Source organism: Pseudarthrobacter woesei (assembly GCF_055412745.1).
The window spans coordinates 171,421-197,418 of the sequence record NZ_JBVAYU010000006.1; the positions used below are offsets into that span (position 1 = coordinate 171,421).

At 66.3% G+C, this 25,998-nt stretch carries 18 protein-coding genes and 1 riboswitch; of the genes, 11 read left to right on the forward strand and 7 right to left on the reverse strand.

Annotated features, from left to right (window positions below; genetic code table 11):
- Position 1 precedes the first annotated feature (1 nt).
- A complete protein-coding gene (locus tag ACZYZE_RS10925; RefSeq protein ID WP_463907638.1) occupies positions 2–1,009 on the forward strand; it encodes an NAD-dependent epimerase/dehydratase family protein in 1,008 nt (335 codons plus the stop codon).
- Positions 1,010–1,047: 38 nt separating this feature from the next.
- Here ACZYZE_RS10925 and ACZYZE_RS10930 read toward each other — a convergent pair whose 3' ends face one another.
- Entirely contained in the window at positions 1,048–3,264 is a 2,217-nt protein-coding gene (locus tag ACZYZE_RS10930; protein ID WP_463907640.1) for an MMPL family transporter, read from the reverse strand.
- 204 nt (positions 3,265–3,468) lie between these two features.
- Here ACZYZE_RS10930 and ACZYZE_RS10935 point away from each other — a divergent pair, with 204 nt between their 5' ends.
- The 3 genes from ACZYZE_RS10935 to ACZYZE_RS10945 all read left to right on the forward strand — a co-directional run bounded on the left by ACZYZE_RS10935 (position 3,469) and on the right by ACZYZE_RS10945 (position 6,003).
- Positions 3,469–4,005, forward strand: coding sequence for a MarR family winged helix-turn-helix transcriptional regulator (locus ACZYZE_RS10935; RefSeq protein WP_463907641.1), 537 nt, complete (start codon positions 3,469–3,471; stop codon positions 4,003–4,005).
- Between the two features lie 36 nt (positions 4,006–4,041).
- The gene (locus ACZYZE_RS10940; protein WP_459319402.1) at positions 4,042–4,857 is read left to right on the forward strand and encodes a class I SAM-dependent methyltransferase; all 816 of its coding nucleotides are present in this window, start codon (positions 4,042–4,044) and stop codon (positions 4,855–4,857) included.
- Between the two features lie 522 nt (positions 4,858–5,379).
- A complete protein-coding gene (locus ACZYZE_RS10945; RefSeq protein WP_459319403.1) occupies positions 5,380–6,003 on the forward strand; it encodes a LysE family transporter in 624 nt (207 codons plus the stop codon).
- Between the two features lie 33 nt (positions 6,004–6,036).
- On the opposite strand, the gene ACZYZE_RS10950 is transcribed toward ACZYZE_RS10945, so the two are convergent.
- Positions 6,037–6,846: a S1C family serine protease gene (locus ACZYZE_RS10950; protein ID WP_459319404.1), complete on the reverse strand. Its 810-nt coding sequence runs from the start codon at positions 6,844–6,846 to the stop codon at positions 6,037–6,039.
- Between the two features lie 411 nt (positions 6,847–7,257).
- On the opposite strand from ACZYZE_RS10950, the gene ACZYZE_RS10955 reads away from it, so the two are divergent.
- The gene (locus ACZYZE_RS10955; protein WP_463907644.1) at positions 7,258–7,839 is read left to right on the forward strand and encodes a low molecular weight protein-tyrosine-phosphatase; all 582 of its coding nucleotides are present in this window, start codon (positions 7,258–7,260) and stop codon (positions 7,837–7,839) included.
- Positions 7,836–9,920, forward strand: coding sequence for an aminodeoxychorismate synthase component I (gene pabB, locus ACZYZE_RS10960; protein WP_463907645.1), 2,085 nt, complete (start codon positions 7,836–7,838; stop codon positions 9,918–9,920). The genes ACZYZE_RS10955 and pabB overlap by 4 nt, the downstream gene beginning before the upstream one ends.
- 2 nt (positions 9,921–9,922) lie before the next feature.
- Here pabB and cls read toward each other — a convergent pair whose 3' ends face one another.
- Positions 9,923–11,377: a cardiolipin synthase gene (cls, locus tag ACZYZE_RS10965; RefSeq protein WP_463907743.1), complete on the reverse strand. Its 1,455-nt coding sequence runs from the start codon at positions 11,375–11,377 to the stop codon at positions 9,923–9,925.
- A 114-nt stretch (positions 11,378–11,491) separates the two neighbouring features.
- Here cls and ACZYZE_RS10970 point away from each other — a divergent pair, with 114 nt between their 5' ends.
- The gene (locus tag ACZYZE_RS10970) at positions 11,492–12,460 is read left to right on the forward strand and encodes an aminodeoxychorismate lyase (protein ID WP_463907647.1); all 969 of its coding nucleotides are present in this window, start codon (positions 11,492–11,494) and stop codon (positions 12,458–12,460) included.
- Positions 12,461–12,551: 91 nt separating this feature from the next.
- On the opposite strand, the gene ACZYZE_RS10975 is transcribed toward ACZYZE_RS10970, so the two are convergent.
- From ACZYZE_RS10975 to ACZYZE_RS10990, 4 genes are all read right to left on the reverse strand, one after another.
- The gene (locus ACZYZE_RS10975) at positions 12,552–13,643 is read right to left on the reverse strand and encodes a hypothetical protein (protein WP_463907649.1); all 1,092 of its coding nucleotides are present in this window, start codon (positions 13,641–13,643) and stop codon (positions 12,552–12,554) included.
- The gene (locus ACZYZE_RS10980) at positions 13,640–14,854 is read right to left on the reverse strand and encodes a glycosyltransferase family 2 protein (RefSeq protein ID WP_463907651.1); all 1,215 of its coding nucleotides are present in this window, start codon (positions 14,852–14,854) and stop codon (positions 13,640–13,642) included. Before ACZYZE_RS10980 ends, ACZYZE_RS10975 begins: the two co-directional genes overlap by 4 nt.
- A gap of 66 nt (positions 14,855–14,920) precedes the next feature.
- Positions 14,921–15,865, reverse strand: coding sequence for an ATP-grasp domain-containing protein (locus ACZYZE_RS10985; protein WP_463907653.1), 945 nt, complete (start codon positions 15,863–15,865; stop codon positions 14,921–14,923).
- Complete coding sequence (locus ACZYZE_RS10990) at positions 15,862–16,767, reverse strand: PIG-L deacetylase family protein (RefSeq protein ID WP_463907655.1); 906 nt, start codon at positions 16,765–16,767, stop codon at positions 15,862–15,864. The genes ACZYZE_RS10985 and ACZYZE_RS10990 overlap by 4 nt, the downstream gene beginning before the upstream one ends.
- Positions 16,768–18,421: 1,654 nt before the next feature.
- Between ACZYZE_RS10990 and ACZYZE_RS10995 the strand changes: the two genes are divergently transcribed.
- From ACZYZE_RS10995 to ACZYZE_RS11010, 4 genes are all read left to right on the forward strand, one after another.
- Positions 18,422–22,558 carry a Pls/PosA family non-ribosomal peptide synthetase gene (locus tag ACZYZE_RS10995; protein ID WP_463907657.1) on the forward strand — a complete coding sequence of 1,379 codons (4,137 nt, stop codon included), beginning with the start codon at positions 18,422–18,424 and terminating at the stop codon, positions 22,556–22,558.
- Positions 22,555–23,493 carry a 4-hydroxy-tetrahydrodipicolinate synthase gene (gene dapA, locus ACZYZE_RS11000; protein ID WP_459319413.1) on the forward strand — a complete coding sequence of 313 codons (939 nt, stop codon included), beginning with the start codon at positions 22,555–22,557 and terminating at the stop codon, positions 23,491–23,493. The genes ACZYZE_RS10995 and dapA overlap by 4 nt, the downstream gene beginning before the upstream one ends.
- 37 nt (positions 23,494–23,530) lie before the next feature.
- Positions 23,531–24,820 carry a heparan-alpha-glucosaminide N-acetyltransferase domain-containing protein gene (locus ACZYZE_RS11005; RefSeq protein WP_463907659.1) on the forward strand — a complete coding sequence of 430 codons (1,290 nt, stop codon included), beginning with the start codon at positions 23,531–23,533 and terminating at the stop codon, positions 24,818–24,820.
- Positions 24,821–24,936: 116 nt separating this feature from the next.
- Positions 24,937–25,707 (forward strand): hypothetical protein, encoded by a 771-nt coding sequence (locus tag ACZYZE_RS11010; RefSeq protein WP_463907661.1) that lies wholly within the window; start codon positions 24,937–24,939, stop codon positions 25,705–25,707.
- 134 nt (positions 25,708–25,841) lie between these two features.
- A riboswitch (SAM riboswitch) is annotated at positions 25,842–25,956 on the forward strand.
- The last annotated feature ends 42 nt before the right edge of the window (positions 25,957–25,998 follow it).

A 25,998-nucleotide genomic window follows, 5' to 3' on the forward strand; every position in this document is an offset into this window, starting at 1 on the left:
GATGCCAGCGTTCGAAGCCCCAGAGCCCACCAAAACAGCGCCCACCACTGAAGAGCGTGAAATCACCCGGCCTGAAGGGTCATCCCGCTATGTCGTCACCGGAGCCGGACCCGTCGGCTGGACCGTCGCGGAACAGCTCGCCGCCGCGGGCCACCAGGTGCGGGTGCTCACCCGGTCCGGCAACGGGCCCGACCACCCGCAGGTCGAAAGACTGGCCGTCGATGTGTCCGACCCCGCCTCACTCGGCACCCTGTTCCACGGCGCCAAGGCCGTTTTCCACTGCATCCACGGCTCGCAGTACAGCGCCAGGGTGTGGGCGGAGGAACTGCCCGGCGCCGAGCAGACGGTGCTGGCCGCTGCGGCCGGGGAGGGCGCCGTCGTTGTCTTCCCGGAAAGCCTCTACTCCTACAGCGAGCCGGATCGGCCCCTGGCCGAAGCCGGTCCGCGCGGGGCGCAGGGCGGGAAGCGCGGCCTCCGCACGGCCCTGCTCGGGGCCCGGGCGGCTTCCTCGGCGGACACCGTGAGCGTGGTGGCGAGCGATTTCTTCGGCCCGCGGGTGCGCACGGCCCACGCCGGCGAGCGGATGCTGCGGCCGGTGCTGGCAGGAAAGCCGCTGATGGTGATCGGCAACGCGAATCTCCCGCATTCCTTCACGTACGTGCCGGATCTGGCGGCGGCCATGATCAGGTCCGCGCAGGACCCGTCGCTGTGGAACAGGGTGTGGCATGCCCCGACGGGGCCGGCGCTGAGCCAGCGGCAGATCGCCGACGCGTTCGCCGCCGCGGCGGACGCCCCGAAGCCGCGGGTCTCGGCCGTGCCGGGCTGGGTGCTGCGGGCGATGGGGCTGGTCTCGCCGGGTACCCGGGAACTGGCCGAGACGCTGTACCAGTTCGATCGGCCATTCGTGCTGGACTCCCGCGCCAGCGAGGCAGCCCTGGGGCTGCGGCCGACGGCGCTCAGGGACGCGGCCGCCGCCACCGTGGCCTGGTGGCGGGACCAGGGACGGTGACGGCGGCCGCGGTGTGGGTTGCGATGGGCCGGCAGCAGCTAGCGGACCGCGGCGGCCGCACTTTCGGTCTCCTCGGCGGCAGGCACCGCCCGCGCTGCCGCGTCCGTCTCCGCGCGGCCGAGCTTGCTGGGCCACCAGAGCCGCGGGCCGATGTCGTACGCCAGGGCGGGCACCAGCAGCGACCGGACCAGCACAGTGTCCAGCAGCACACCGAACGCCACGATGAAGGCGAGCTGCACCAGGAACATGATCGGAATGACGCCGAGGGCTGCGAAGGTGGCCGCGAGGACCACCCCGGCCGAGGTGATCACGCCGCCGGTGACGACCAGGCCGCGCAGGATCCCGGCCCGGGTGCCGTGTTTGAGGGATTCTTCCCGGACCCGGCTCATCAGGAAGATGTTGTAGTCGACGCCCAGCGCCACGAGGAAGACGAAGCCGAAGAGCGGCACCGTGGCGTCCGCTCCCGGGAAGCCGAAGAAGTTGTTGAACACCATGGCGGAGACACCCATCGCCGCACCATAGGACAGGACCACCGAGGCCACCAGCAGGACCGGAGCCAGCACGGAGCGCAGCAGCAGCATGAGGATCACCAGGATCACGGCCAGGACCACCGGAATGATGGTGACGAGATCCCGCTGGGCCGTGGTGTTCGTGTCCAGCGCCGTGGCGGTCACGCCGCCGACGAGGGCACCGCCGTCGACCTTTTTCAGCTCCTGCCGGAGAGACACAACAACATTTTCCGCCTCGTTGGAGTCCGCGGCAAAGTTCAGCGTCGCGTTGATCAGCACCTTTCCGTCCCGCACGGCCGGGGCTGTGGGGGCACCGGGGGCGGATGCCGCACCGGTGATGATTGGTACGCCGCCGTCGGCCAGGAGGTAGGCGTCCCCGACGCCGTCGGCCGCCTTGACCGCGTCCAGCACTGCCTGCGCCTTCGCTTCGTCGGCCACAATCACCGCGGGGCTGCCTGACCCCGCGTCAAAGTGCCGTGCCAACGCGTCCTGGCCGTCGACGGCGTTGGAGGCCGTCAGGATGACGTCAGTTTGCGGGACGCCGTTGGCCTTGAGCTGGAGGATGCCGCCCGAGGCCACCAGGAGCAGCAGCACTGATGCCACCCAGACGATACGGGGCTTCCGGGAAACGAGGGAGGCTGTGGCGCGCCACAGGCCCCTCTGGCCTTCGAGGCCGGTGACCAGCTCAGGTTCGCGATCCGTTTCGGGGAGCAGCTTGGGGCGGAACGGCCAGAAGGCGGTGCGTCCCAGCAGCGCCATCATGGCGGGCAGAAGGGTCAGGGCCGCAAAAAGGGAGCACAGTATGCCGGCCGCCGCCACGGGGCCGAGGGCCTTGTTGGAGTTGAGGTCGGAAAACAGCAGGCAGAGCAGGGCGATGATGACAGTGGCCCCCGAGGCCAGGATGGGCTCCCAGGAGGCCTTCCAGGCGGTCAGCGCGGCGGTGGTCCGGTTGGTGTTATGCGTCAGCGCCTCGCGGAACCGTGCCACATAGAGCAGGGCGTAGTCGGTGGCCGCGCCGATCACCAGGATGGACAGGATCCCCTGGCTTTGGCCGTTGAGCTGGATCCAGCCGAGCTTCGCCATGCCGAACACCAGCAGGATAGCGGCGCACAGGGCGAAGACGGAGGTGAACAGGACGGCGATCGGCAGCAGCAGCGAGCGGTAGACGATGAGCAGGATCAGGAACACCGCGCCAAGGGCGACCAGCAGCAGTATCCCGTCAATACCGGCGAAGGCGCTGACGAGGTCAGCCGTCAGCCCGGCCGGGCCGGTCACGAAGGTTTGCATTCCCTCCGGGGCGGAGGCCTTCACCTCATCGCGGAGCTCCTTGACGACGTCCTTGACCTCGCCGGCGGAGTCGATGGGCACCACGAACTGGACCGCTTTCGAGTCCTCGGACGGGATGGGGCCGATGACGGTGCTGCCGGCCTGCAGGGCTTCCAGCTTGCCCTTGAGCGCGGCGGCCTCGCCGAGCTGGACGGGAGTGAAGGCGGAATCGCTCTCGATCACAATGACGGCCGGGATCTCCTTGGAGTCACGGAACTTGGCCTGCCAGTCCTGCGCCGCGGTGGCTTCGGCCCCGGCGGGCAGGAAGGACGCCTGGTCGTTGGAGGAGACCTCGCTTAGCCGGCCGAAGGTGGGTCCGCCGATTCCGGCGATGGCCAGCCATGTCACCACGAGTAAGACGGGAACCAGCCAGCGCAGCCAGAACGGGGTGCGGGCGGTGGTGCTGGAGGTCTTTTTCATGGTTCCTTCTGGTGCTTGCCTCGGAGGAGTAGAATTGAGTCCATCATAGACTATCTCTACTATGGAGATAACCCGGATTTGCTTAATTTTTGGGGCGTATTGCGGGACCTTCCTGACTCCGATGGATTCCGCCACTGCAGTAAACTCCGGAGGGCGCCGGTTATGAAGGCGTGTCCAGTAGGCAAGGGAAGGAGGAGAGTCCACGTGTCAGCTGACGCATCCGGACGCCCGGGACCCGGCGGTCCCCCTCCGCTGGTCCGGATCCTCCAGGAATTCACCCTCGAAGCCAACCGCTATGTGGATTCCGCCGGCGGCCGCAACGACATGCACCGGACCGACCTCAATGCCCTGGCCGTGATCATGAAGTACGCCGCCAGGCACCAGATAGTCACCCCCGGGGTCCTCCGGAAGGAACTGAACCTCAGCTCGCCGGCGACCACGGCGCTGATCGACCGGCTGCATGGCTCCGGGCATGTGGTCCGGGAACGCAACGGGTCCGACCGCCGGCAAGTCCAACTCAGCATGACCCCGAAGGCCTACCGCGACGGCGGCGCCATGTTCTTCCCGCTGGCCCGCCATATGGGGGCCGCGATGGCAGGGTTCACGCCCGAGGAGCTTGAGATCGCCACCCGCTTTATGACGGCCATGACCGCGGCAACCATCAGCGCAGCGGAGGAGGCAGCCCAGGGATCGGTTCTGGACGCTCCGCCGGGCTCACCTCCCCCCGCTGACTCGCCGTAGCTGTCGGTTCGCCGGGCCGGGCGGTAGCGTTTCACTATGAGCGCGCAGCAGCCCGACGATGTCTACAGCCACGGCCACCACGAGTCGGTGGTCCGCGCCCACGCCTCACGGACGGCGGAGAACTCCGCGGCGTTTGTGATCCCGTACCTCACCCCGGGGGTCTCGGTTCTTGATGTTGGCTGCGGACCGGGCAGCATCACCAGCGATTTTGCCGGGCTCGTCTTCCCCGGCAAAGTCACAGGCCTGGACCGCTCCCCCGAAATAATCTCCCAGGCGACTTCCCTCGCGGCCGGGCGCGGCGTGCAGAACGCCGAGTTTGTGGCCGGCAACATCTACGACCTGGACTTCGAGGATGAGACGTTCGACGTCGTCCACGCCCATCAGGTGCTGCAGCATCTCACTGACCCGGTGGCGGCCTTGCGGGAGATGCGGCGGGTGGCCAAGCCGGGCGGAATCGTGGCCGTACGCGACGCCGATTTCCACGCCATGAGCTGGTTTCCGGCCATCCCGGAACTGGACGAATGGATGGAGCTGTACCAGCGGATCGCCCGCCGCAACGGGGCCGAGCCCGATGCAGGCCGCCGTCTGGTCTCGTGGGCACAGTCCGCCGGGTTCACCGACGTCGCCCCCTCGAGCAGCAACTGGCTCTACGCCACCGGGCAGCAGCGCCGGTGGCAGGCCCGGGTGTGGGGCGAACGGGTGCTGCATTCGGCCTTCGCGGACCAGGCCCTTGAATACGGCTTCGCCAACGCCGCCGACCTGGCCCGGATTTCGGCCGGCTGGCACCGCTGGGGTTCCACGGACGACGGCTGGTTCCTGATCCCCAACGGCGAGGTGATCGCCCGGGCTTGAAGTTCTTCGCGCCGGGAGGACATGTCCATTCTCCGCGCCAGGGACCGGGCATAGCGGGAATATGTCCCCGTGCCGGCCGCGGCGCGGGGCATGTCCGGTGGGCATTTTCGCTTACTCTGCCGGGCGCAGGCAGCCAGCGGGCGCGCTCCTTCCCGGTTGCCCGCCGCCCGGCCGCCTGCCGGCCCGGGCAAAGCCCGGATTCCCGGGCGCGTTTGGCGCCGGGCGCCGAAGCAACCGGGCAGGACCGTCATGGCATGGCGCATGGGGCTGGTCCAGCCAGGCGTTGGGTGGGTCCGGCGGCGGAGAGCCGGGCTGCGGGGGGACATGCCCATTCTTCGCAGCCGGGACCGGGCATAACCGGACTATGTCCACCCGCCGGCCCCGGCGCGGGGCATGTCCCTGAGCCCGGCCATCCCACACCCTGGGACCTGGACCCCCGACGAACTAACGAAAACGCCCACTAGCGTGCGGAAGGTGACACGGCCGCAATTTCCTTCCTGCCCGCGGCCGTAAACTGAATCAGTGCAACCCTCCCTTTGGCTGGCCCTGGCGGGCGCCGGCGTCCTGATCAGCTTCACGCCCGGCGCGGGCGCCATCAACACCATGAGCAACTCCCTGAACTCCGGCTTCCGGCGTTCCATCTGGGGAATCCTCGGCCAGCAGGCCGCACTGGTGGTGCACATCGTGATCGTGGCCCTCGGCGTCGGAGTCCTGGTGTCCAGCTCGCCGGTAGCCTTCAACGTGATCCGCTACGCCGGCGCCGCCTACCTCGTCTACCTGGGCATCCGGCAGTTCCTGCACAAACCCGATCTGGACCAGGAGAAGTCCACCGCGCTCCGCAACGAGCCCGCGTTCTCCATGTTCCGCCGCGGCCTGTGGGTCAACCTGCTGAACCCCAAGGCGATCGTGTTCTTCCTGGCCTTTATGCCGCAGTTCATCCGCCCGGAGGAACCGCTCCTGCCGCAGTACCTGACGCTGTCTGCCACCGTGATCGTGATCGACATCCTGGTGATGTGGTTCTTCTTCGCCGCCGCGGCCACGTCCTTCCAGCGCTTCACCCACGACGCCCGCGGACAGAGGATGCTGAACCGTAGCTTCGGCGTCCTGTTCGTCGCGGTCGGGGCCATGCTGGCCCTGATGCACTAAACGCAGACCCGCCAAGGGCCAGCCGGTACCGCGTCAGCCGGCGCGCAGGCTCGGGAGCAGCAACTTGACCGTATTCGACGCGATCGCGAAGCCGATGCCGTTCACCGCCGTCGATGCGGTGGAGGTCGCAACCATGGTGTTGATGCCGATCACACGGCCCGCCGCGTCGATCAGCGGTCCGCCGGAGTCCCCCGAACTAATGGGGGCGTCCGTCTGTAGCAGTCCGGACAGCGTCTGGCTGGTCCCGAAGCCCGTCTCGGTGCTTGTGGTCCGCCCGGTGGCTGAAATGATTCCCGCCGTGACGCTCGGTCCCCCTTCCAGCCCCAGGGCGTAGCCGACGGCCACAACTCCGTCGCCGGCCGCGATGGAATCCGAATCGCCAAGTTCCAGGACCGGGAGATCCTCCACTCCGCCGACCTTGAGCAGGGCGAGGTCATTTCCGTTGTCCGAGGCGACAATCGTGGCGGCCCGTTCGGAGGCGTCATTGAATGTGACCGTCACCGTCGACGCGCCGCTGACAACGTGGGCGTTGGTGATGATTTCGCCTCCGCTCCCCACCACGACGCCGGTCCCCTCCGCCGTGACCGCTCCCCCGCCCCGGGGATTGAAAAAGGGGTTCGACTGGTTGCTGACAGCCTTCACCGCGACGACGGACGGCAGGGCAGTAGCCAGCAGCACCTTGATGTCGGCGGGGTGTCCGGAGATGGCACCGCTGGTGGCGATGTACTGCTTCACCACGGTTTCCTTGCCCCAGCCGGTGGCCCGCGCCACGAGCAGAGAGGCGCCTGCACCGACAAGGGCAGAGGCCACGAGCAGCGCCAGCAGCCGGAACAGGCCCGGCACAAACCGGCGATTCGGGGTCTGCCAGGGAGCCCCTTGCGGCCCGTCTGACGCTGCCGAGGCGGCAGGAACCGCGGCAGGTACCGGGGTAAGAGGCGGAGGCCCTGGTTCGGCGCCGCCGTGCCCGGCTCCGGAGTACCGGCGCGCCGGCGACGGAGTGCCGCCGTCGAACGGATCCCTGGACCCGCCGTCGAACGGGGGTGCGGCGCCATCCGGCGATTCCCCGGGGAATGGGCCGTTCGTCTCCGGCGTCATGGGCAAATCGTCCCCCTCCTGCCCGCGATCAGGTAGGGGCAAAGGGCCCGCGGCACCGCCCGCAGGAATTGACAACGCATCCCAGTCGATTGACGCGTTTTGTAATACCTGGACCGGGGGTGCTAGCCAAGAGGAGGCCGCGTCATTCATGCTTGCACTATGTCCTCAGTGTCGAGCCAGTACCGGATCATCGCGGTCTGCACCGGAAATATCTGCCGCTCGCCGATGGCAGAGCTGATGCTGGCCGAGGCCTTCGCGGCCGGGCGGCTCACCGGCGCCGTGGTGGATTCGGCCGGAACCACGGCCTATGAGGTGGGCCGGCCGATCGATCCCCGGGCCGCCCGCAATCTCTCGGCCCACAACATCTCCTCCGAGCGCCATGTGGCGCGGGAGTGGCGCACCGAATGGTTCCGGACGCGCGAGCTGATCCTCGCGCTGGATGTGGACCACTACGGCTGGCTGCGGCAGGCGGCACCGGACAGCGAGTCCATCGGCAAGATCAGGATGCTGCGCAGCTTCGACCCTGCGGTCGCGGGCGGCGACCCCCTGGACCAGGGCATCGAGGACCCCTGGTACGGCGGACACACGGACTTCGACATCACCTGGAGCCTGATCCGCGCCGCGGTCCCGGGAATCGTGGAGTATGTCCGGGCGGAGCTCGCCCGCCGGCAACGGCCGGACGGGCAACATCCCGGCAGTGATCAACCCAATGCACAGCAGCGGGTACGCTCTATTTCATGAGTCCTGCACCCGTCATCATCGCCATTGACGGACGCTCGGGCGCAGGCAAGACCACCCTCGCGATCGAACTGGCGGCACGGCTCCGCGAGCACCACAAGGTCTCGCTGTTCCATCTGGAGGACATTTACCCCGGCTGGAACGGACTCGCCGCCGGCATTGAACGCTATGTCTCCACGGTCCTGGCCCCGCTCCGCCGCGGCGAGTCAGCCGAGTGGGTCAGCTGGGACTGGAACGCCCACTACGACGGCGAAACCCGCACCACCCGGCCGGCCGAGATCGTCCTGGTCGAAGGCGTCGGCGCCGCCGCCGAAGCCGCCAGGCCCTACGTGGACGCGGTGATCTGGGCCGATGCGCCCGAGCAGGACCGCCGCACCAGGGCCCTGGCCCGCGACGGCGACAGCTACGCTCCCTTCTGGGAGCAGTGGGCGGCCCAGGAGCAGGAGTGGCTGGCCGCGGATGACGTTCCCGCCCACGCCGATGTGCGCGTGCTCAACACCGCGGACGGCGCTGCCCCGGAGGAGGTGCTGCAGGCCCTCCAGTACCTGCCCGCCGTGGCCCCGGCACTGCTGCCCGAGCTCGCAGCCCGCCGCGGCCTCCGGCTTTGGGCCGAACGGATCGACGCCGCCCCCGACGCCGCCCGGCTCTTCGAGCTGCTCTTCGCCCGCTCACGGAACGCGGTGTGGCTCGACTCGTCCCTGGACCCTGCGGGGGCATCGCCCGGGGGCCCCGCGCCGGAAGCCGCGGAACGCAGCCGCTTCAGCATCCTGGCGGACGACGCCGGCCCTTTCGGCCAGGCGGTCCGGCACAGTTCCGGCCGGACTTCCGTGAGCGTCGGAAATTCCTCGGTAACAACTGAGGGAGCGTTCTTCCGCTGGCTGGACAGCGTCTGGGGCCGCCGGGCCCTCCGCGCGCCCGACGGCTACCCTTGCGGGTTCACCCTGGGCTGGCTTGGTTACCTCGGCTATGAGCTCAAGCGCGAGACCGGCGGCAGCGACGTCACCGCGGGCACACCCGATGCCAGCCTGATATTCGCCGGCCGCGCCGTTGTGCTGGACCACCGCGAACGAACGGTGTGGCTGCTGGTGCTGGATACCGCCGGCGCCGGGGACTGGCTGGAGACTGCCCGGGCCGCGGTGGCGGAGGCCGTGGCGGTGGCGTCCGCGGTGCCTGCCGGCGGACGCGGCGCCGTCGAACCTGCCGCCGTCGTACATTCCGCCGGTCCGGATTTCGCCGCGCGCGACTCGGAAGCCTCGTACAAGTCCAAGATCGCCGCGGCCCAGCATGAGATCGCGGAGGGCAACAGCTATGAGGTCTGCCTCACCACCGCCCTGACGGCACCCGTGAATCCGGGGGAACTGGACCCCTGGCGGGCCTATCTGGCGCTGCGCCGGAGGAATCCCGCCCCGTTTGCCAGCTATCTGCGCTTCGGGGACCTGACAGTGGCCAGCACCTCGCCGGAGCGTTTCCTGCGGATCGCGGCCGACGGCGGGATGCGGGCCGAGCCGATCAAGGGAACCCGCGGCCGGGACGCCGACCCCGCGCGGGATGGGCTGCTGCGGCGGGACCTCGAATCATCGCCCAAGGACCGGGCCGAGAACATCATGATCGTGGACCTGCTACGCAACGACCTGAGCCATTTCGCCGTGCCCGGCTCCGTGTCCGTCAGCCGGCTGTGCGCGATCGAAAGCTACGCCACCGTCCACCAGATGGTCAGCACCATCGATGCGCGGCTCAAACCCGGCACGCCGCGCGCCGAGGCCGTCGCGGCCTGCTTCCCCGCCGGGTCCATGACAGGCGCCCCCAAGGTCAGCACCATGGCCATCCTGGACCGGCTCGAAGCTGCACCCCGCGGCGTCTATTCGGGCGCGATCGGCTACTTCTCGCTCAACGGCGCCACCGACCTCGCCGTCGCGATCCGGACCCTGGTGGTCACGGAGCAGGCCGGCGGCGGGGCCGAACTGAGCCTCGGCGTCGGCGGGGCGATCACGGCCGATTCCGTGCCGCAGGAGGAATACGAGGAGATCCGGACCAAGGCCTTCGGCGTCCTCTCCGCGCTCGGCACCCGGTTCCCGCCCGGCTGACGCTACTGCAGGGTCGCGGTCAGCCGTGCGACGTTATCCACATACTTGACCAGCATCGGACGCTTCATCCAGTCATCGAGGACGAGTTCGTGCGAGATGTCCCGGTAGCTGTCCTCCACGGCCCGGATCCGCTGCACGATGTCCTCACCCAGGAGCATCACCGAGACCTCAAGGTTCAGCGAGAAGGATCGCATGTCCATGTTGCTGGAGCCGAGTACTGCGACCTCGTTATCGATGGTGAAGTGCTTGGCGTGCAGCACAAACGGGGCCTTGTACCGGTAGATCCGCACCCCGGCCTCGAGCAGGGCCTCGTAGTAGGACTGCTGGGCGTGGTGGACCAGGAACTGGTCGCCTTTTTCCGAGACGAACAGTTCGACGTCGACGCCGCGTTGCGCCGCCGTCGTTACCGCGTAGAGCAAGGAGTCATCCGGGACGAAATAGGGGCTGCAGATCGAGACCTTGTGCTGCGCCGAGTAGATCAGGGTATTAAAGAGCCGCAGGTTGTTTTCGGTGATGAAGCCAGGGCCGCTGGGTACCACCTGCGCCGTGATGGCTCCGGCGTCGAGTTCGGGCCGGTGCGCGAGCTGGTCCTCGAGCGACTCGTCCGTTTCACTGAGCCAGTCGGTGGCGAAGACGACGTTGAGCGTGGTGACGATCGGGCCGCGCAGGCAGGCCATCAGCTCCACCCACTCGCGGCCCGCCTTGCGGTGCCGCGGGTTGTTGTAGGACGGTTCGATCAGGTTCTGCGAGCCGGTGAAGGCAATCTCGCCGTCGATCACCATGATCTTGCGGTGGTTGCGCAGGTCCGGCCGGCGCCACTGCCCGTGCACGGGCCGGAGCGGCAGCATGGGCCGCCAGCGGATCTTGCCGGCCTTCAGCCGGGCAATCAGTTTGCGGTAGCCCTTGATCCGCAGGGTGCCGAGGTGGTCAAACAGGAGACGGACTTCGACGCCGCGCGCGGCGGCCTCCTCCATCGCGGTCAACAGCTCGTCCGTGACATGGTCCGAGCTCAGGATGTAGAACTCCGCGTTGACGAAGGACTCGGCCCCGCGGACAGCCGCGGCCATCGCCTTAACAGAATCCGGGTAGCCGGGCAGCAGCTCCACGCTGTTGCCGTCCACCATGGGCAGCGAGCCCAGGGTCTTGTTCAGCTCCGCGGCGGACGCCACCCATTCCGGACCGCTGTACCGGCTTTCGAGGTCCGCCAGCTCGGAGGTGCCGGCGCGGACCCGCTTGTTCACGGCGTCCTGCTGCGCCCTGCGCTTCCGCGACAGCCGGAAGTTGCCGAAGAGGAGGAACAGCACCAGGCCTACGGCAGGGACGAAGAAGATGATCAGCAGCCACGCCATCGCGGTGGTGGGCCGGCGGTTTCCGGGGATGATGCCGAGTGCCAGCACCCGGATGGCAAGGTCGATCAGGGTCAGGATGAGGATCGCCCAGGACGGGAGCGTCTCCATCAGCGAAAATGGCCACAGCACAGGCGAACCCCTCAAGTCCCAGGCCCCGCGGAAGAGTTCCGAATCGGGCAACCTGCAAATCCTATCCGAGGCCTGCCGCACTAAGCTGAAACCATGACTTCTCCCGCCTCAAGTCCCGGCCCCGTCACGGTTCTGGTTTTTCTGGATCCCGCGTTCGAAACCGGCCGAGTTGCCGACGCCTCGATACCTCAGCTGATGGCCACGGACCAGGGCGCCACGCGCGGCGACGGCGTCTTCGAATCCCTCCTTGCCGTCGGAGGGAAGCCCCGCAAGCTCCAGGCGCACCTGAGCCGACTCGCCGGATCCGCCAGGCTGTTGGAGCTGGACATTCCTGCCCAGGACGCCTGGCGGCGGGCGATCGGGACGGCGGTCAGCGAGTACCGGGGCCGGCATTCCTCCGCCGCGCCGGGTGAAGACGACGGCACGGACGAGCTGGTGGTGAAGCTCCTCGTGACCCGCGGCGTCGAGGGCGCAAATACGCCGAACTGCTGGGTCCAGGCCTCGGCCCCCGGGGCCGCCGGACGCCGCCAGCGCGAGACCGGCATCGACGTCATCCTGCTGGACCGCGGCTACGACAGCGAGGTCGGCGAGCGCGCCCCCTGGCTGCTGATGGGCGCCAAGACCCTCTCCTACGCCGTCAACATGGCCGCGCTGCGCTACGCCAGGCATCAGGGCGCCGAAGACGTCATCTTCGTCTCCGCGGACGGCCGGGTCCTGGAGGGCCCGACGTCGACAGTGCTGCTCGCCCACCTGGAAACGTCCGGCGACGGCGCCGGCGGTGTCCGCACCGTCCGGCGCCTCATCACGCCCCAGCTGGACAGCGGGATCCTGCCCGGCACCTCGCAGGGCGCCCTCTTCACAGCCGCCAAGGCCGCCGGCTGGGAGCTGGGCTACGGCCCGCTGGAGCCCAAAGACCTGTACGACGCCGACGCCGTCTGGCTAATTTCCAGCATCCGGCTGCTGGCGCCCGTCAACCACATCGACGGCAAGGAAATCGGCACCCCGGAGCTGCGCCAGCAGCTCACGGCCGAGCTCAACGTGCTCTACGCCACCATCGAATAACCCGCCCTACCCCAACGCGGGGTCACTTACGGCCCATCCCACGGCCCGGGATGGGCGCTAGATGACCCCGCGTTGCTTCGCTGTGGCCGTTTTAGGCCCAGGCCTTCTTGAGCGCGCGCCAGTCATCGTCGTCGAGCATGCTGGACGGGGTGACGGCGACGGCGGTCGCCCCGCCGGAGACGGACGCCTCCAGCCCGCTCGCCAGCTCCGAGGCGGAGATACTGCCCTCCTTCGCCCACATCCCGACCGAGATAACGAACTTGTCTGACCGCTTGGCCATGGCCGTCGCCAGATCGGCGGAGTAGTACGGCGCGGTGTCGTTGAGCCCGAAGTAGTTCCACACCACGAGCCGGTCCGCGGCCGAGGCGAGCAGCGCATAGTCATGCCCGCTCCCCGGCCGGTCGCCGGCCGGATCGTGCCACGGCGCCCTGACGTCCATGTCCAGCGTGGCACCGTTGGCGTGCGCCGCCGCCGATGCCCTGCCCACCAGGGAGGCCACCGCCTTGGACCGCCATGACCCGATGCTGGCGTGTTCGACGTCGATGTCCCCGTTCGCCAGCCGTGGCCAGTCCGCGGCGCCGCTGGCCAGCCTGTAGGCATCGCGGTCATCGCCGCCATAAGTGTTGTTGTCGAACATCAGTTCCGTCAGGGCCACCGCGTCGGGCCGGTAGCGCTGCGTCACCTCGGCCACGAACTCCACGAGCCGCTCCCCGACGGGTCCCGTCGTGAGGGCGGTAACACTGGCGAAATCCCTCGAGCGGGTGCCGTCGAAGTTGATGCCTGCGAGGCCGGGGTTGGCGCTGATCCAGCCCGGAACCAGCAGATCGATGGTCAGGGTGATCCTGCGCTTCTCGCCGTTAGCGCCGGTGCCAAGGGCCTTGACCGCTTCGGCGACGTGGTCCCGGCCTGGCACGGCCTCGATCTCTGGGTGGGCGTCCCACGGGAAGGCCGTCCAGTCCAGCCGCCCGACACTGATGGTGACGCCGTTGGCGTTCACCTCGTCGAGACGCCGGGCCAGGGCCGGCAGCGTGGAGGCGGCGTCGACCACGGTTTCGTAGCCGACGCCGACCGTGCGCTCCGCGGCCGGCGCAGACGCCCCCCGGGGGCCCCCGCATCCCGCCGCCGCGAGCGCCAGCACGGACAGCACGGACAGCAACGTCAGGAAAGCCAGTCCGCGCCTCAAACGCGGACCGCCGTGCGCGGCGCGGGTGCGGTGACGCTGACCACCCCGGTCCGCGTGAGCTTGTTCCAGTCCGCTTCCTTGCCGCGTACTTCCTGGACCAGCGCGGCCACCATGGTCAGGCTCGTGAACACGGAATAGAGCGGGATAAGCGGGAGCGCCCAGACATGGCGCAGGTCTTTCCACGCCCTGTTCATGGCCTTGGCAAACACCGTGAGCGCTAGTGTGACGACCAGCCCCAGCCAGCCGAGGACGGCCCAGGCGTCACCGCCGAGCGGGCTTCGGCCCACCACGCCCAGGAGGACCAGATCCAGGAGGAGGATGATCTGGAGCACCGGAAGCACCACCATGGTGATGGTGTTGAACAGCAGGTACGCGCCGAACCGGCCGTGCCGGAGGTTGCCGATCATGCGACGGTGGACGCCCATGGTCTGCAACAGCCCGCGGGCCCAGCGGACGCGCTGGCGCCAGAGGGCGCGGAGGGTCGACGGCGACTCCGCATAGACCAGCGCCCTCGGTGCGAAGACCACCCGGTAGCCTGCCTTGTGCACCCGCCAGGTCAGCTCCAGGTCCTCGCCCACTGTGTCCTCGCGGAACGGTCCGATCTCCTCGAGGATGGTGCGGGGGAACGCGCCGATGTTCCCGGAGACGATGGGCAGGCAGCCGATCATGGTCAGGGCACGCCGCACCATTCCGGTGCCGACGTGGCTGATGAAGGCCAGCATCCGGGTCTGGACCCGGTTCAGGTTCACCGGCCGGTCATCGCCGCAGACGGCCCCGGTCCGTTTGTCCGCGAAGCCTTGAAGCATCCCTTTGACGGTGCCCCGGGCGAAGATCCCGTCGGCGTCGACAAACATGAGGACGTCGCCGGTGGCTTTGCGGATACCCAGGTTCAGGGCAGCTCCCTTGCCGGCGTTGGCCTGAGTCAGGACCGTGATCCGGAGATCCGTCGCGGCGAGGCTGGCCATCAGCCCGGCTGTGTTGTCCGTGGAACCGTCGTCCACGAGGATCACCTCGTACCGGTCGTACCGCGTGAGCTGGATGGAGCGGACGCAGTTCTCGATGACCGTCGCCTCGTTGAAAGCCGGAACGATGATCGACACACTGGGCCATTCATCCAGCAGGGTTGGCGCCCCGCGGCGGCGCCGTCGGGCGGCCCGGAGTTCAAACCAGACCGACAGCGGCAGCACCAGCAGCTTCACAAGCCCGAACACCAGGATCGGCAGGCCAATAATAAGCAGCAGGAACTCGGCCCCGGGATGGATGAGGCAACGGCTGCATCAAACCAGGACATTGGCGTACGCTCCCGTGCATTGCCGGAAGGACGCCGGGTTGAAGGATGGAAGGGCAAACGACGCCAGGACGGCGTCGAGCAGTTCGGGGGCCCGCTGGCTGTTCGCGCCGAACCGGGCGTTCACTTCCAGGATCACCGGGGTCCCGTCGGCACGGCGTCGGACGTCGACGTCGACCGGGCCGGTGAGGCCCAGCGCACGGACGGCGGCCATCGCCACATTACCGACGTCGATGGCCTCACCGGCCTGGGCCCGGCGGGTGCTCAGGGCATTGCCCACGTTGCCCTGGGCCAGCTCGGTCTTCTCGACGACGACGACGAACGGGGCGGCACCGTTGTGCGCCGGCGTGCCGAACACCATCGGCCCGTACTCGGTGCCCGGGATGAACTCCTGGACGATCTGGCCTTCCGGCAGGTGATGCCAGTCGACCTCCCCGCTGCCGTCGACGACGAGCACGCCGCGCCCGCCGCGGGAGACCCGGGGCTTGACGACGACGGGGCCGCCGAGGGCAGCCATGGCGGCGTCGGCGTCGGCGAAGTCCCTGGGCACTCCGAAGCGCGGCACCGCGACCCCGGCGGAGTGCAGCTGCCAGGCCGTGAAGAGCTTGTCGTTGGCGAGGGCCACCGGCCCGGGGTCGCCGATAATGACACGGACGTCGGCTCCGAACGCGGCTCGGAATGCCGCCAGCTGCGGCAGTTCCTCGCTCACAGTCGGGATGAGCAGGTTGATTCCCTCCTGGACCACGAGTCGGCGGAGGGCCGAGACCATCTCCGGGTCCGAGGCCGGCGGGACAGGCACAACGGTGATGCCCGACCCGGCCGGAAGCTCACGGATATCCGTGCCCAGGACGGGAATGCCGTGCGCCTTCAGCTGGGAGGCGATGGCCCGTCCGGCGGGGCCGCCGGCGCCGGTGACCAGGACACGGGGCTTCACAGCTTTTCCATTTCCGTGCTCAGGAGACGGACGGGTTCGTAGGCTTCGGCGACCCTGCGCCGGGCCTGTCCGCCGCGGAAGGAAGCGATGCCGCGGAACCGCTCGGCCGTCATGTAGGGCTTGGCGAGCTGGTCGCTGTGCATCTTGACCACCTGGACCTTGGCGTCCACATAGTCGTCGATGTCCACGAACACACTCGGATTGAACTCCCGGGTGGCCGACTGGCTTTCGTAGCAGAGGATCGAGTGGTGCTGGCGGGCAGCCCGCAGGGTGGCCATGTGGACGGCCTGGTGATCCTGGTGCTGGTCATGGTTGGAGTGCGTGAGGATGATGTCCGGGTTGTACCGTGCGATCGCGGCCTCGATGACGCCGACCATGTCCTGGCCGTGCCGGTTCAGCTCGGTGTCCGTGAAGTTGTGGTGGGTCATCCCGGTAAGGCCCATAAAGGCCGCGCCGCGCTGTGCATCAAGCGAGCGTTCCAGGGCGTCGCCGCCGCGCTTGCCGTCGCTCATGACGAGTCCCTGCACCTCGTGTCCGGAGTCCACGAACTTGGCCAGGGTTCCGCCGCAGGCCAGTTCGAGATCGTCGGGATGGGCGCCGATGGCGAGCACCCGGCGCGGCTGCCGGGCCGGCACTCCGCCGGTGCGCAAGGCCGTCATGGCCACACCCAGCGCCGCGAGGGCTCCAAGGGTCGCAGTGAAGTCGGCGGTCCGCCAGAACTCCGGCGACTGAAGGATAAAGCAGGCCAGGTTTGCCGCAAGCAGCGTGCCCCCGACAATGAGGGAAATCTTGCGGAGCAGCTCCGGGCGGCGCAGCCGTCGGTGGAACCAGGACCGCCCAAGCGCGGCGGCGACCAGGAAAGTCATCAGGAAAACAATGAGCAAAACATAAATCGAGACCATGAGAAATCCAATTCCTTCGTTGAAGTTCCGGCAGCCACTAATGCTGCGCCGGGCTAAATTGTTGGATCATCAGATCCGGCCGCATAAACGGGCCAGGCCTTGGGGACGGTAGGTGTGCCATTTCTTGCGCGAGTCCGTGGCAGCTCCGGCAGGGCGCATCCCGGCGGCCGTCGCAGCCATGAGCGGCTGCGAGCGCACTTATGGGCATTGACCAGCGCTTATGTGGCGCAGCGCCTTTGCCCCCCGGCATGTAGCGTGGCATTTTGAGACCTTCTGGAGACCCTGGACTTGCTCTTCCAGTAAAGGCGAGAGACCTATCAGAAGACCCGAGTAGGCACTACCTGAATGGTTCGCGAGGAATTCGCCCCGGTGTTAGGTAGTACTCGCATTGAGTGCGCCGGCTACCCGGAGGGAATACACGGATCGGCTAAATGGGCCTTGCCTATTCAGGTGTGGTTCAGGTTTGGCGTGAATCCGGCCAGAAAAAGCCTCATGCCGTTAGCTTCGACGTAAGGCTTCCCCGAGCGTCACGGACCCGTGCTGATGCAAAGCTGCGGAAGCGATACCGCGGCAATTCAGACTTCTTCCACCTGTAACAGTGCCGTGGTTCCTCACACGTGCAATGGGCATAAGATCGTTGGATAGGCCCGTAGAGCTGATGGGAGCGGCATCAGTTTGTGACCAGTAAGAAAGTCAGTTGTCAATGGAGGAGCATGCAGTCAGCCACAGGACGGGCGACTGGTTTTCCGCCTCAAACACCAGCCCGGGTTCGCAATGATGGCTGACCTTGAAGACCTCGGGAAGGCATTGTATGAGGAGCGCCTCAAATTGCTGGCAGGCCTTTGGATGCCGGCGGCGCCGCCTTGGGAGGATCTCTCCGACGAGGTGAAGGAAAGATGGCGGTCTCATGCGATGGGTGGCGGAGCCAGTGACTCTGCGTAGGAAGCCCTCGGTACTGCCGGTGGGAACATTGTCAAACATTCGCGGCTGAGTCCGCTGGACGCTCCCATGGTTGAGGCGGTGCCTGGTGCGTCGGCCGCCGCTGGCTGCCAGGCGTGCGGCTCCGGCCGGTGAGGCAGGTCGACGTCGGCCGGCCAGGACCCGCCTACGCGCGGTGACGGACTAAATTATCAGCGGAGACCCGGTGTTCCGCCGTGGCGGCCGCAGGCGTGTCCTGCTACGCCACACCATGACCGAAACGGCACAAGTGCCGGTCCCACGTCCGCGACGCGCCGACGTCGCGGACCGTGAAAATGCCATGTGCGACGGGCACATGGCCAGGCCTCACGGCACGGATCCGCCAGCGGCGCGGATCCGTGCCGTGAGGATTGCTTTGCTCCCCTGTACTTGTCCGGTGAGACCCCCGGTGGGTAGTCCTGAAGATAAATAGGGGTAGCGACTACTCGGGGGCGGCACTAGCGCTGTCCATATAGTTCGAAGGGCACGGAGCAATAGCCGATGACCCTGGGGGGGTGTTTTCCGCACGCGCGTATCAATCCGAGGCCTGCCGTCCCGCTAGTGGGCGTCGCTGGCATTGTGCCGCCTGGGATCTACCGAGGACCAAAGCTTCAGGCAGACCATGTTGACCTCCGCTGTGCCTCTGACTGCGTCCTGTAGAAACCAGTTTGATTCACCAGTTCTAAGGAGAGCGTGATTGGACTTCACCCACAGTTCAGGAACAGCCCATCGCGGCTTAGTGCCGGCAAAACCAGTGGTTGGCGGCCGCAATCACGACAGTGCTGCGGTGCGGCCCTTCGACCATGCAACGTCATTTGAACCGATGGCGGTTCCCGCTGCGCCCAGCCTTCTGCGCGGCCAGCCGAACAAAGCTTCGGATGCAGCAATTTTTCCGGTTACCGAAGCTCCGGCGGCGCGGACCCTTGTCGACATCATCCAGGAAACCATTGCGAGGTACCCTGCTGCTCCGGCGTTGGATGACGGCACGGTGTTGTTGACCTATGAAGCCCTGGGCGAGCGGATCGCGGACCTATCCCGACGATTGTGGAGCGCGAATATCGGCGCAGGAGACCGTGTTGGCGTTCGTGTTCCGTCAGGTTCTGTGGATCTCTATATTGCAATCCTCGGGGTACTCACTGCGGGCGGTGCCTATGTTCCCGTTGACGCCGACGAACCGGAAGACCGGGCCGAGACGGTTTGGTCTGAGGCAGGTGTATGCGCCGTGATCGGCCAGCACCTTGAACTCACTCTCATTGGCGGTGTGCGCACCCTGGGACATAGCCCGGAAGCGCACTGTGAAGACGATGCGTGGATCATCTTTACCTCAGGTTCCACCGGCAAGCCGAAAGGTGTGGCCATCACGCACCGCTCGGCAGCCGCCTTGGTCGATGCCGAAACGGAACTGTACTGTGTCAGCAACCCGCTCGGGCCCGGTGACCGCGTGCTGGCCGGATTGTCAGTCGCATTCGATGCCTCGTGCGAGGAAATGTGGTTAGCCTGGCGGAACGGGGCGTGCCTAGTTCCCGCTCCCCGGGACGTGGTCCGTTCCGGCGCTGATCTCGGTCCCTGGCTGGCACGTCGAAATATCACGGTCGTGTCGACGGTCCCAACTCTCGCAGCCTTATGGCCGAGCGAGGCATTGGACAAGGTTCGGCTGCTCATCTTTGGTGGCGAGGCGTGCCCTGCCGACCTTGTCGCCAGGCTGGCCGGCCCATCACGCGAAGTCTGGAACACGTACGGCCCCACCGAAGCAACGGTTATTGCCTGCGGCGCGCTGGTCGATGGCACGCCGCCCGTGAGGATTGGGCTTCCGTTGTGCGGGTATGCCCTCGCCGTCGTCGATGCGGACGGAAAACCGGTTGTGTGGGGGGAGGAGGGCGAGCTGGTTATCGGCGGCGTAGGGCTCGGCCGTTACCTGGACACGGCGAAGGACGCCGAAAAGTATGCCCCGCTGCCTTCACTCGGGTGGCCGCGGGCCTACCGCAGCGGCGACATCGTGCTCGCGGATCCGGCCGGGCTGGTGTTCGTCGGAAGGGCGGATGAACAGGTCAAGCTGGCCGGCCGTCGAGTCGAGATGGGTGAAATTGACCAGGCCCTCGCGGAACTGCCGGGAGTGGCAGCAGCCGCCGGAGCCATCCAGATGAGCCCCAGTGGCAACAAAGTCCTCGCAGGGTATTTGGTGCCGGCAAACGGCTCGATCATCGATCTTGGACAATGCCGGGCACTCCTTGCCGAGAAGCTGCCCGCGCAACTGGTTCCCACTCTTGGCATTGTCACGGAACTCCCCGTGAAGACCTCGGGGAAGGTTGATAGGAAAGCCCTTCCCTGGCCACTGGTGACCGATTCCGACACCCCGGTCAGGGAGCTCACGGGTGAACTGGGCTGGCTGGCTCAGCAATGGAGGGACCTGCTCGGTCCACTGCCGTTTACCGAGGAGAGCAATTTTTTTGCCGCCGGGGGAGCGAGTCTGGCGGCCGCGCAGCTTGTCTCATCGCTTCGGGTCCGCTACGCGAACGTCTCCATTGCCGACATCTACGCATATCCAACCCTCGGTGAGCTGGCAAGCCATCTGACGGGGAGCACCAGTTCGGTCACGGCGGAGCGGCACATTGCCCCCACTCCGGCATGGATCGGTTTGGTCCAGGCCCCGGTGATCCTTGCTCTCTACTCCATCACGGGGTTGCGCTACATCACCGGCATCATGATTGTCTGTATCATCCTCTTTCGGGCCACGGATAGCCCCTGGGTTCCGAATCCGCCGCTCCTGCCGACAGCGCTGGCGTGGATTGTGCTCTACAGTCTTCCCTTCCGTTTTCTACTCGCAGTAGCATCCGCACGTCTCCTGCTCGCCGGGATCCGACCCGGAACTTTCCCTCGGGGAGGATCAACCCACTTGAGGTTGTGGGCCGTCGAACGGGTTGTCACTTACTGCAAACTGGAACCGCTGATGGGCACTCCTATGGCCTCCTGGTACGCCCGCGCGCTGGGATGCAAGGTTGGCAAAGGCATCCACCTAGATGCCATGCCTCCCGTCTCCGGTCTCGCAACCTTCGGGGCCGGCGCATCGATTGAATATGAAGTGGATCTGGCCGGGCACTGGCTTGACGGTGATCGCCTGCATGTGGGCCGCGTTCGAGTGGATGAGAATGCACGCGTTGGGATGCGCTCCACGCTATTGAACGATGCGCACGTCAGAGCCGGCGCTGAGGTTGCACCGGGGACTTCCGTGACCGGGGTGGTGCCAGCTGGGCAGCTCTGGGCCGGATCGCAGATGGAGCACGTGGGGGACGCTGGCAACGATTGGCCCTCCAGCCCAAGTCATCGCCGTCCATCACCTTTGATCTCGCTTCTCTACCCGATCTCGCTCTTCGGCTTGACCCTTTTACCCCTGGTGTCTGTTATCCCGGGCGGATTCCTGGCCCTGACGGCCATTCATGGCAGCGGTTCCCTTAAAAACGCCCTGTGGACCCTGGCGGCGTGGAGCCCGGTGTTCCTGATAGCCACCGTCATTGTCTATCTCACCTTGACCGCAGCGCTGGTGCGCGCTTTGAGCGTTCTCATGAAGCAAGGCTTTCATTCAATGCATGGTAGTGCCGCGTGGGCGACCTGGTTGACTGAAGCGTTGCTGACGAAATCACTCATTTCCACTTACCCCATCTACGCCAGCCTGTTCACCCCGGTGTGGATGCGGATGATTGGCGCCCGGGTAGGCAAACACGTGGAAGTCTCGACCGTCGAGACCCTGCCGCACCTTACGCAGTTCGCCGACCGATCGTTCCTGGCAGATCACTCCATGGTCTCCTCAAAGCGTGTCCGCAACGGCTGGCTTCACCTCGGTACGTCAGGCGTTGGAGAAAAATCCTTCGTGGGCAACTCCGCGATCGTGGGGCCGGACCGCAATGTTCCCGACAACTCGCTGCTGGCGGTCCTGTCCTCTGCGCCAAAAGACATGCCGGCGAACTCTTCCTGGTTCGGGCGTCCAGCCGTAGAACTTCCCCGGCCGGTGGACCAGGGTGATTCTTCCCGGACCTACAACCCCTCACGTCGGCTGCTGGTTGCACGCGGGGCAGTCGAAGCGTTCCGGATTCTTCCCGCGGTCATCACGGCATGGCTCGCCCTGATGACCGTATGGGTGCTCACCGTGATCTACCTTGAAGCCGGGCTGGTCGTTACCGCGCTGTGGTCCGGGCCGGTGTTGCTGGCCAGCGCCATCGTTGCTTGCCTTGTCGCCCTGGCTGCGAAATGGGTTTTGGTGGGGCGCTTTGAAGTCACTGAGTACCCGCTCTGGACCTCCTTCATTTGGCGCAATGAGCTCGCCGATGTCTTCTCCGAATCGCTGGCGGTTCCCGGTCTCATCCGGATGAGCCTCGGGACACCTGTCCTGAACTGGTGGATGCGTCTGATGGGGACCAAAGTTGGTCGCGGTGTGTGGTGCGAGACCTGGTGGCTGCCTGAGTTCGACCTGATCACCTTGGGGAACGGGGTCAGTGTGAACCGCGGAACAGTGCTGCAGACACACTTGTTCCACGATCGCATCATGCGGATGGACAGGATCCGGCTCGGGGCCGATTCCACCTTGGGCCCGAACAGCATTGTGCTGCCGGGCAGCACGGTCATGGAGGGCGCCACTGTTGGTGCGGCCTCCCTGGTGATGCGTTCGGAAATCGTTCCGACGCGAACCCACTGGGCCGGAAACCCTATTCGCCACTGGCCGCCAAACGAAGCCCGTCTCCACCAGCGGCATAGGGCGCACGTGGACAACAACAAGGCAGTTCCACAGCCAACCGCTGATCCACGGTCCGTCATGCAAGAACCAGGGAGTGTAGAAAATTGACCGTCACCGACCATGGCACAAACAATTCGGCGGCAGCGCACCGTGCCTTTGGATCCGTCATCACCGCGATGGTCACGCCGTTCGGCCATGGCGGCGAGCTGGACAAAGCCGGTGCGTCAACACTTGCGAAGTGGTTGACTCAGCCCGGATGGAATGACGGCATCGTAGTCAACGGCACCACGGGAGAATCAGTAACCACATCAGACTCGGAAAAGATGTCGATGGTTCACCAGGTGACGCAAGCGGTCAGGGGCAGCGGCACGAAAGTCATTGCCGGGGTGGGTGCTGGTGACACCCGCCACAGCGTTTCCATGGCGATCGCTGCCGCATCACAGGGAGCAGATGGGCTGCTGGTGGTCGCGCCGTACTACTCGCGCCCTTCACAACGAGGAATCCTGGAACATTTCATTGCCATTGCCGACAGCACCTCGCTTCCGGTGATCCTCTACGACATCCCGAAGCGGACGGGGGTCGCGATCGAGCCGGATACTTTCGTGGCAGCTGCCAACCATCCCCGCATCCTTGCGGTGAAAGACGCCAAGGGCGATCTTGAGTCCTCCTCCTGGGTGATGGAGAGGACAAACCTTGCCTACTACTCGGGGGACGACGCGCTGAACCTGCCTTTGCTCTCCATCGGCGCCGTAGGGTTCGTTTCCGTGGCGGGCCACGTCGTGGGCAACCGATTGCGCGACCTCCTCGACTGCTACACCCGGGGACACGTCGCGGAGGCACTGGAAATCCACCGTGAGTTACTGCCGGTCTATCGAGGGATGTTCCGTGCGCCCGCCGCCGCTTCAGTCAAAGCAGCGCTGGCCTCGCGAGGCCTTCCTGGCGGCCCGGTACGGCTGCCGCTGGTTGGTCTCACCGATGAAGAAATCAGGGTCTTGATGCTGGACCTGGCGACAGCGAGGGTCTCATCCTCGCAACCAGCATGACGGTTTGGATCGGAAAAATCTTGAGCAAAGGACAGCCATGACATCGACCACAAAGCAGCGCCTCATCGGCGTCGACGTCGCCAGGGGAATCGCCCTGATCGGCATGATGGCAATCCACATCCTGCCCGGGGTTGACGAGAACTTCGAACCGACCTTGACCTGGACCATCTTTTCAGGGGCATCGGCCGGCCTATTCGCCTTGCTGGCCGGGATTTCGCTGACCTTCACCTCCGGAGGGATGAACCCGCTCAGGGGCCGGGCGCTTACGGCCGCGAAATCGTCCCTGGCCGTACGCGCCGTCGTTATCCTCTCCATCGGCCTGCTCATCGCCTCTCTGAACCCGCCGGCGGCAATCATTTTGGCCTACTACGGGGTGCTGTTCCTCATGGCGATTCCGCTGTTGGGGTTCGGCCCCCGCGCCCTCGCATTCGCTGCCGTTGTCTTTGCCGTACTCGGGCCCATCATCATGCAGGCGGTTCGCGACGACTTGCCAACCCTCGACGGTTTCGATCCAACATTCGCCTCACTTGTCACCGAGCCGACGGCGACCATCTCCACGCTGCTCGTGTCCGGAACCTACCCCGCGATCCCCTGGATGGCCTATATCTGCGCCGGTCTTGCTCTTGGCAGACTTGACCTGCGTTCCCACGCCCTGCAGGTCAAAGTGGCTCTCGGCGGGCTCGGACTCGCGGCGGGCGCATGGCTCGTGTCCGAGCTCCTGCTGGGACCCTTCGGCGGCAGAACCCGCCTGCTGGAATCCACCCCCTGGCTGGGAACCGAAGGAATTCGTGACGTCCAGATCTGGGGTCCCGATCCCGGCCTCCCGACGACGTCGTGGTGGTGGCTTGCCATCCTGTCACCGTATTCATCCACTCCGCTGGAACTACTCAACACCATCGGTATCGCTGCGGCAGTTCTCGGCGCCATGCTGATCCTCGGCAACAAGGCCGCGCCGGCGCTCATGCCGCTGGCCGTAATGGGCGGAATGACGCTGACCCTGTACTCGGCGCACCTCATCATCCTTTCCACCGGCTTCCTCCTGGACCGGCCCGGGGTATGCCTGGCAGTCCAGCTGGTCGCCGCGGCTCTTTTCGCCATCATCTGGAGGAACGTCACAGCCGGCAAGCAGGGACCCCTGGAACGTCTTGTGTCCAGCGGCGCCGATCGCGCGCGACGCCGGGTGCTCGACAAAGGAGATTCTGCTGCAGACGGGCCCATACACTCCGCCGCAGCCTCTCGCAGCAGTACGGAAGCTGATCCCGTAAACCTCGCGCGCGACGTAGCGCCCACGTCGACTGGCGATGACATTCAGCGAGGTTCGCAATAGCAATGATGAGGCTTCTGGTGGCAGTGCCCATTGCCATTTCAGCGGTGCTGGGTCTATCGACAGCTCCGAGCTTGGCCGCGCCTCCACCGGGGCTTGTCACGAACCCGTGTGAGCGATTGAACGCAGGGGAAGTGCGGCACGCCACCTACGAGGCGGACCGCGTGACGTTCGCCACGGCGAAATCCTATGGCGATATTGAGGTCCTCATTACCGGGTGCGTCAACACTGGAGCAGCGTATGTCCAGGAGTGGCAAAGCACGGGTTTTGCGGGCAGATCCGGTTTCGCCCCGCCGGGCAAGATGTGGCAGGACACTCTCTACTCGCCGTCGGGGTCATTCTCCTTCACGGAGGCGCTTGGCAGGGCAAATCCAGGAACGGCCCTCAAGTACCACACCATTAATCGCGACTCGCGGTGGGGCGGGGAGCCAGGCCCGACGTACAACCAGTACTTTGAAGGTGAGGATGGCGGTGCGGACGAGAACCTGTGGTTCTATCTTCGGCAGGGCGACTACGAGCAGGCGGCGGTCATCAATTGGAACCGTGAACCCGACATGCCCACGGTCCAGGGTGCGTCATTCGCCATCTTCCTTCACGCCGGCAATTCGCCCACCGTGGGATGCATTTCCACCGACCTGCACACGGTGACCCGGCTCCTTCAAAGGGCAACGCCCGGAGACCGGATCGTGATGGGAGTGGAGCCGGCTGTGTTCACCGCAGGTGCTAAAACCGCACCCGCCCCGAAAACTGGCGATGCAGGAATCCCGGCAAGCCCCAAGTCCGCCATGCCACAGTTGCCAGTAAAGACCCTGGCCGCCGGATTGGGCGCCGTCGCACTCCTGACCGGTGCCTTCGTTGTTGCTCGGAACCTCCGGCAGCGCCGTTTGTAACAGCAACGCGGGGTCATTTACGGCCCATCGCCGGGGGCGGGATGGGCCGTAAGTGACCCCGCGTTGACCGGTTCCCGTGACTTAACATGACGACGGCGGTGCGGGCCGGCGTCGGAGGTGTTACGTTTTTGGGGAGTAATGAGACCCGGTGCCAAGCCCTGACTGGCCGGTCGGCAACCCTCCCTTTCGCGGCGGGGTGCCTCAGGTGAATACTCGGCATATCGACCATTCGAGCTGCAAGCGTGAAAGAAGGAGATCCGTCGTGCCTGACGCGTCCGCCCCCGCTGTCCC

What these genes read in the sequence shown, in the direction of transcription:
- ACZYZE_RS10925 (WP_463907638.1), top strand. Translation starts at nt 2, where the DNA reads ATGCCAGCGTTCGAAGCCCCAGAGCCCACCAAAACAGCGCCCACCACT.
- ACZYZE_RS10930 (WP_463907640.1), bottom strand. Translation starts at nt 3,264, where the DNA reads ATGAAAAAGACCTCCAGCACCACCGCCCGCACCCCGTTCTGGCTGCGC.
- ACZYZE_RS10940 (WP_459319402.1), top strand. Translation starts at nt 4,042, where the DNA reads ATGAGCGCGCAGCAGCCCGACGATGTCTACAGCCACGGCCACCACGAG.
- ACZYZE_RS10955 (WP_463907644.1), top strand. Translation starts at nt 7,258, where the DNA reads ATGTCCTCAGTGTCGAGCCAGTACCGGATCATCGCGGTCTGCACCGGA.
- pabB (WP_463907645.1), top strand. Translation starts at nt 7,836, where the DNA reads ATGAGTCCTGCACCCGTCATCATCGCCATTGACGGACGCTCGGGCGCA.
- cls (WP_463907743.1), bottom strand. Translation starts at nt 11,377, where the DNA reads ATGGAGACGCTCCCGTCCTGGGCGATCCTCATCCTGACCCTGATCGAC.
- ACZYZE_RS10970 (WP_463907647.1), top strand. Translation starts at nt 11,492, where the DNA reads ATGACTTCTCCCGCCTCAAGTCCCGGCCCCGTCACGGTTCTGGTTTTT.
- ACZYZE_RS10990 (WP_463907655.1), bottom strand. Translation starts at nt 16,767, where the DNA reads ATGGTCTCGATTTATGTTTTGCTCATTGTTTTCCTGATGACTTTCCTG.
- ACZYZE_RS11005 (WP_463907659.1), top strand. Translation starts at nt 23,531, where the DNA reads ATGACATCGACCACAAAGCAGCGCCTCATCGGCGTCGACGTCGCCAGG.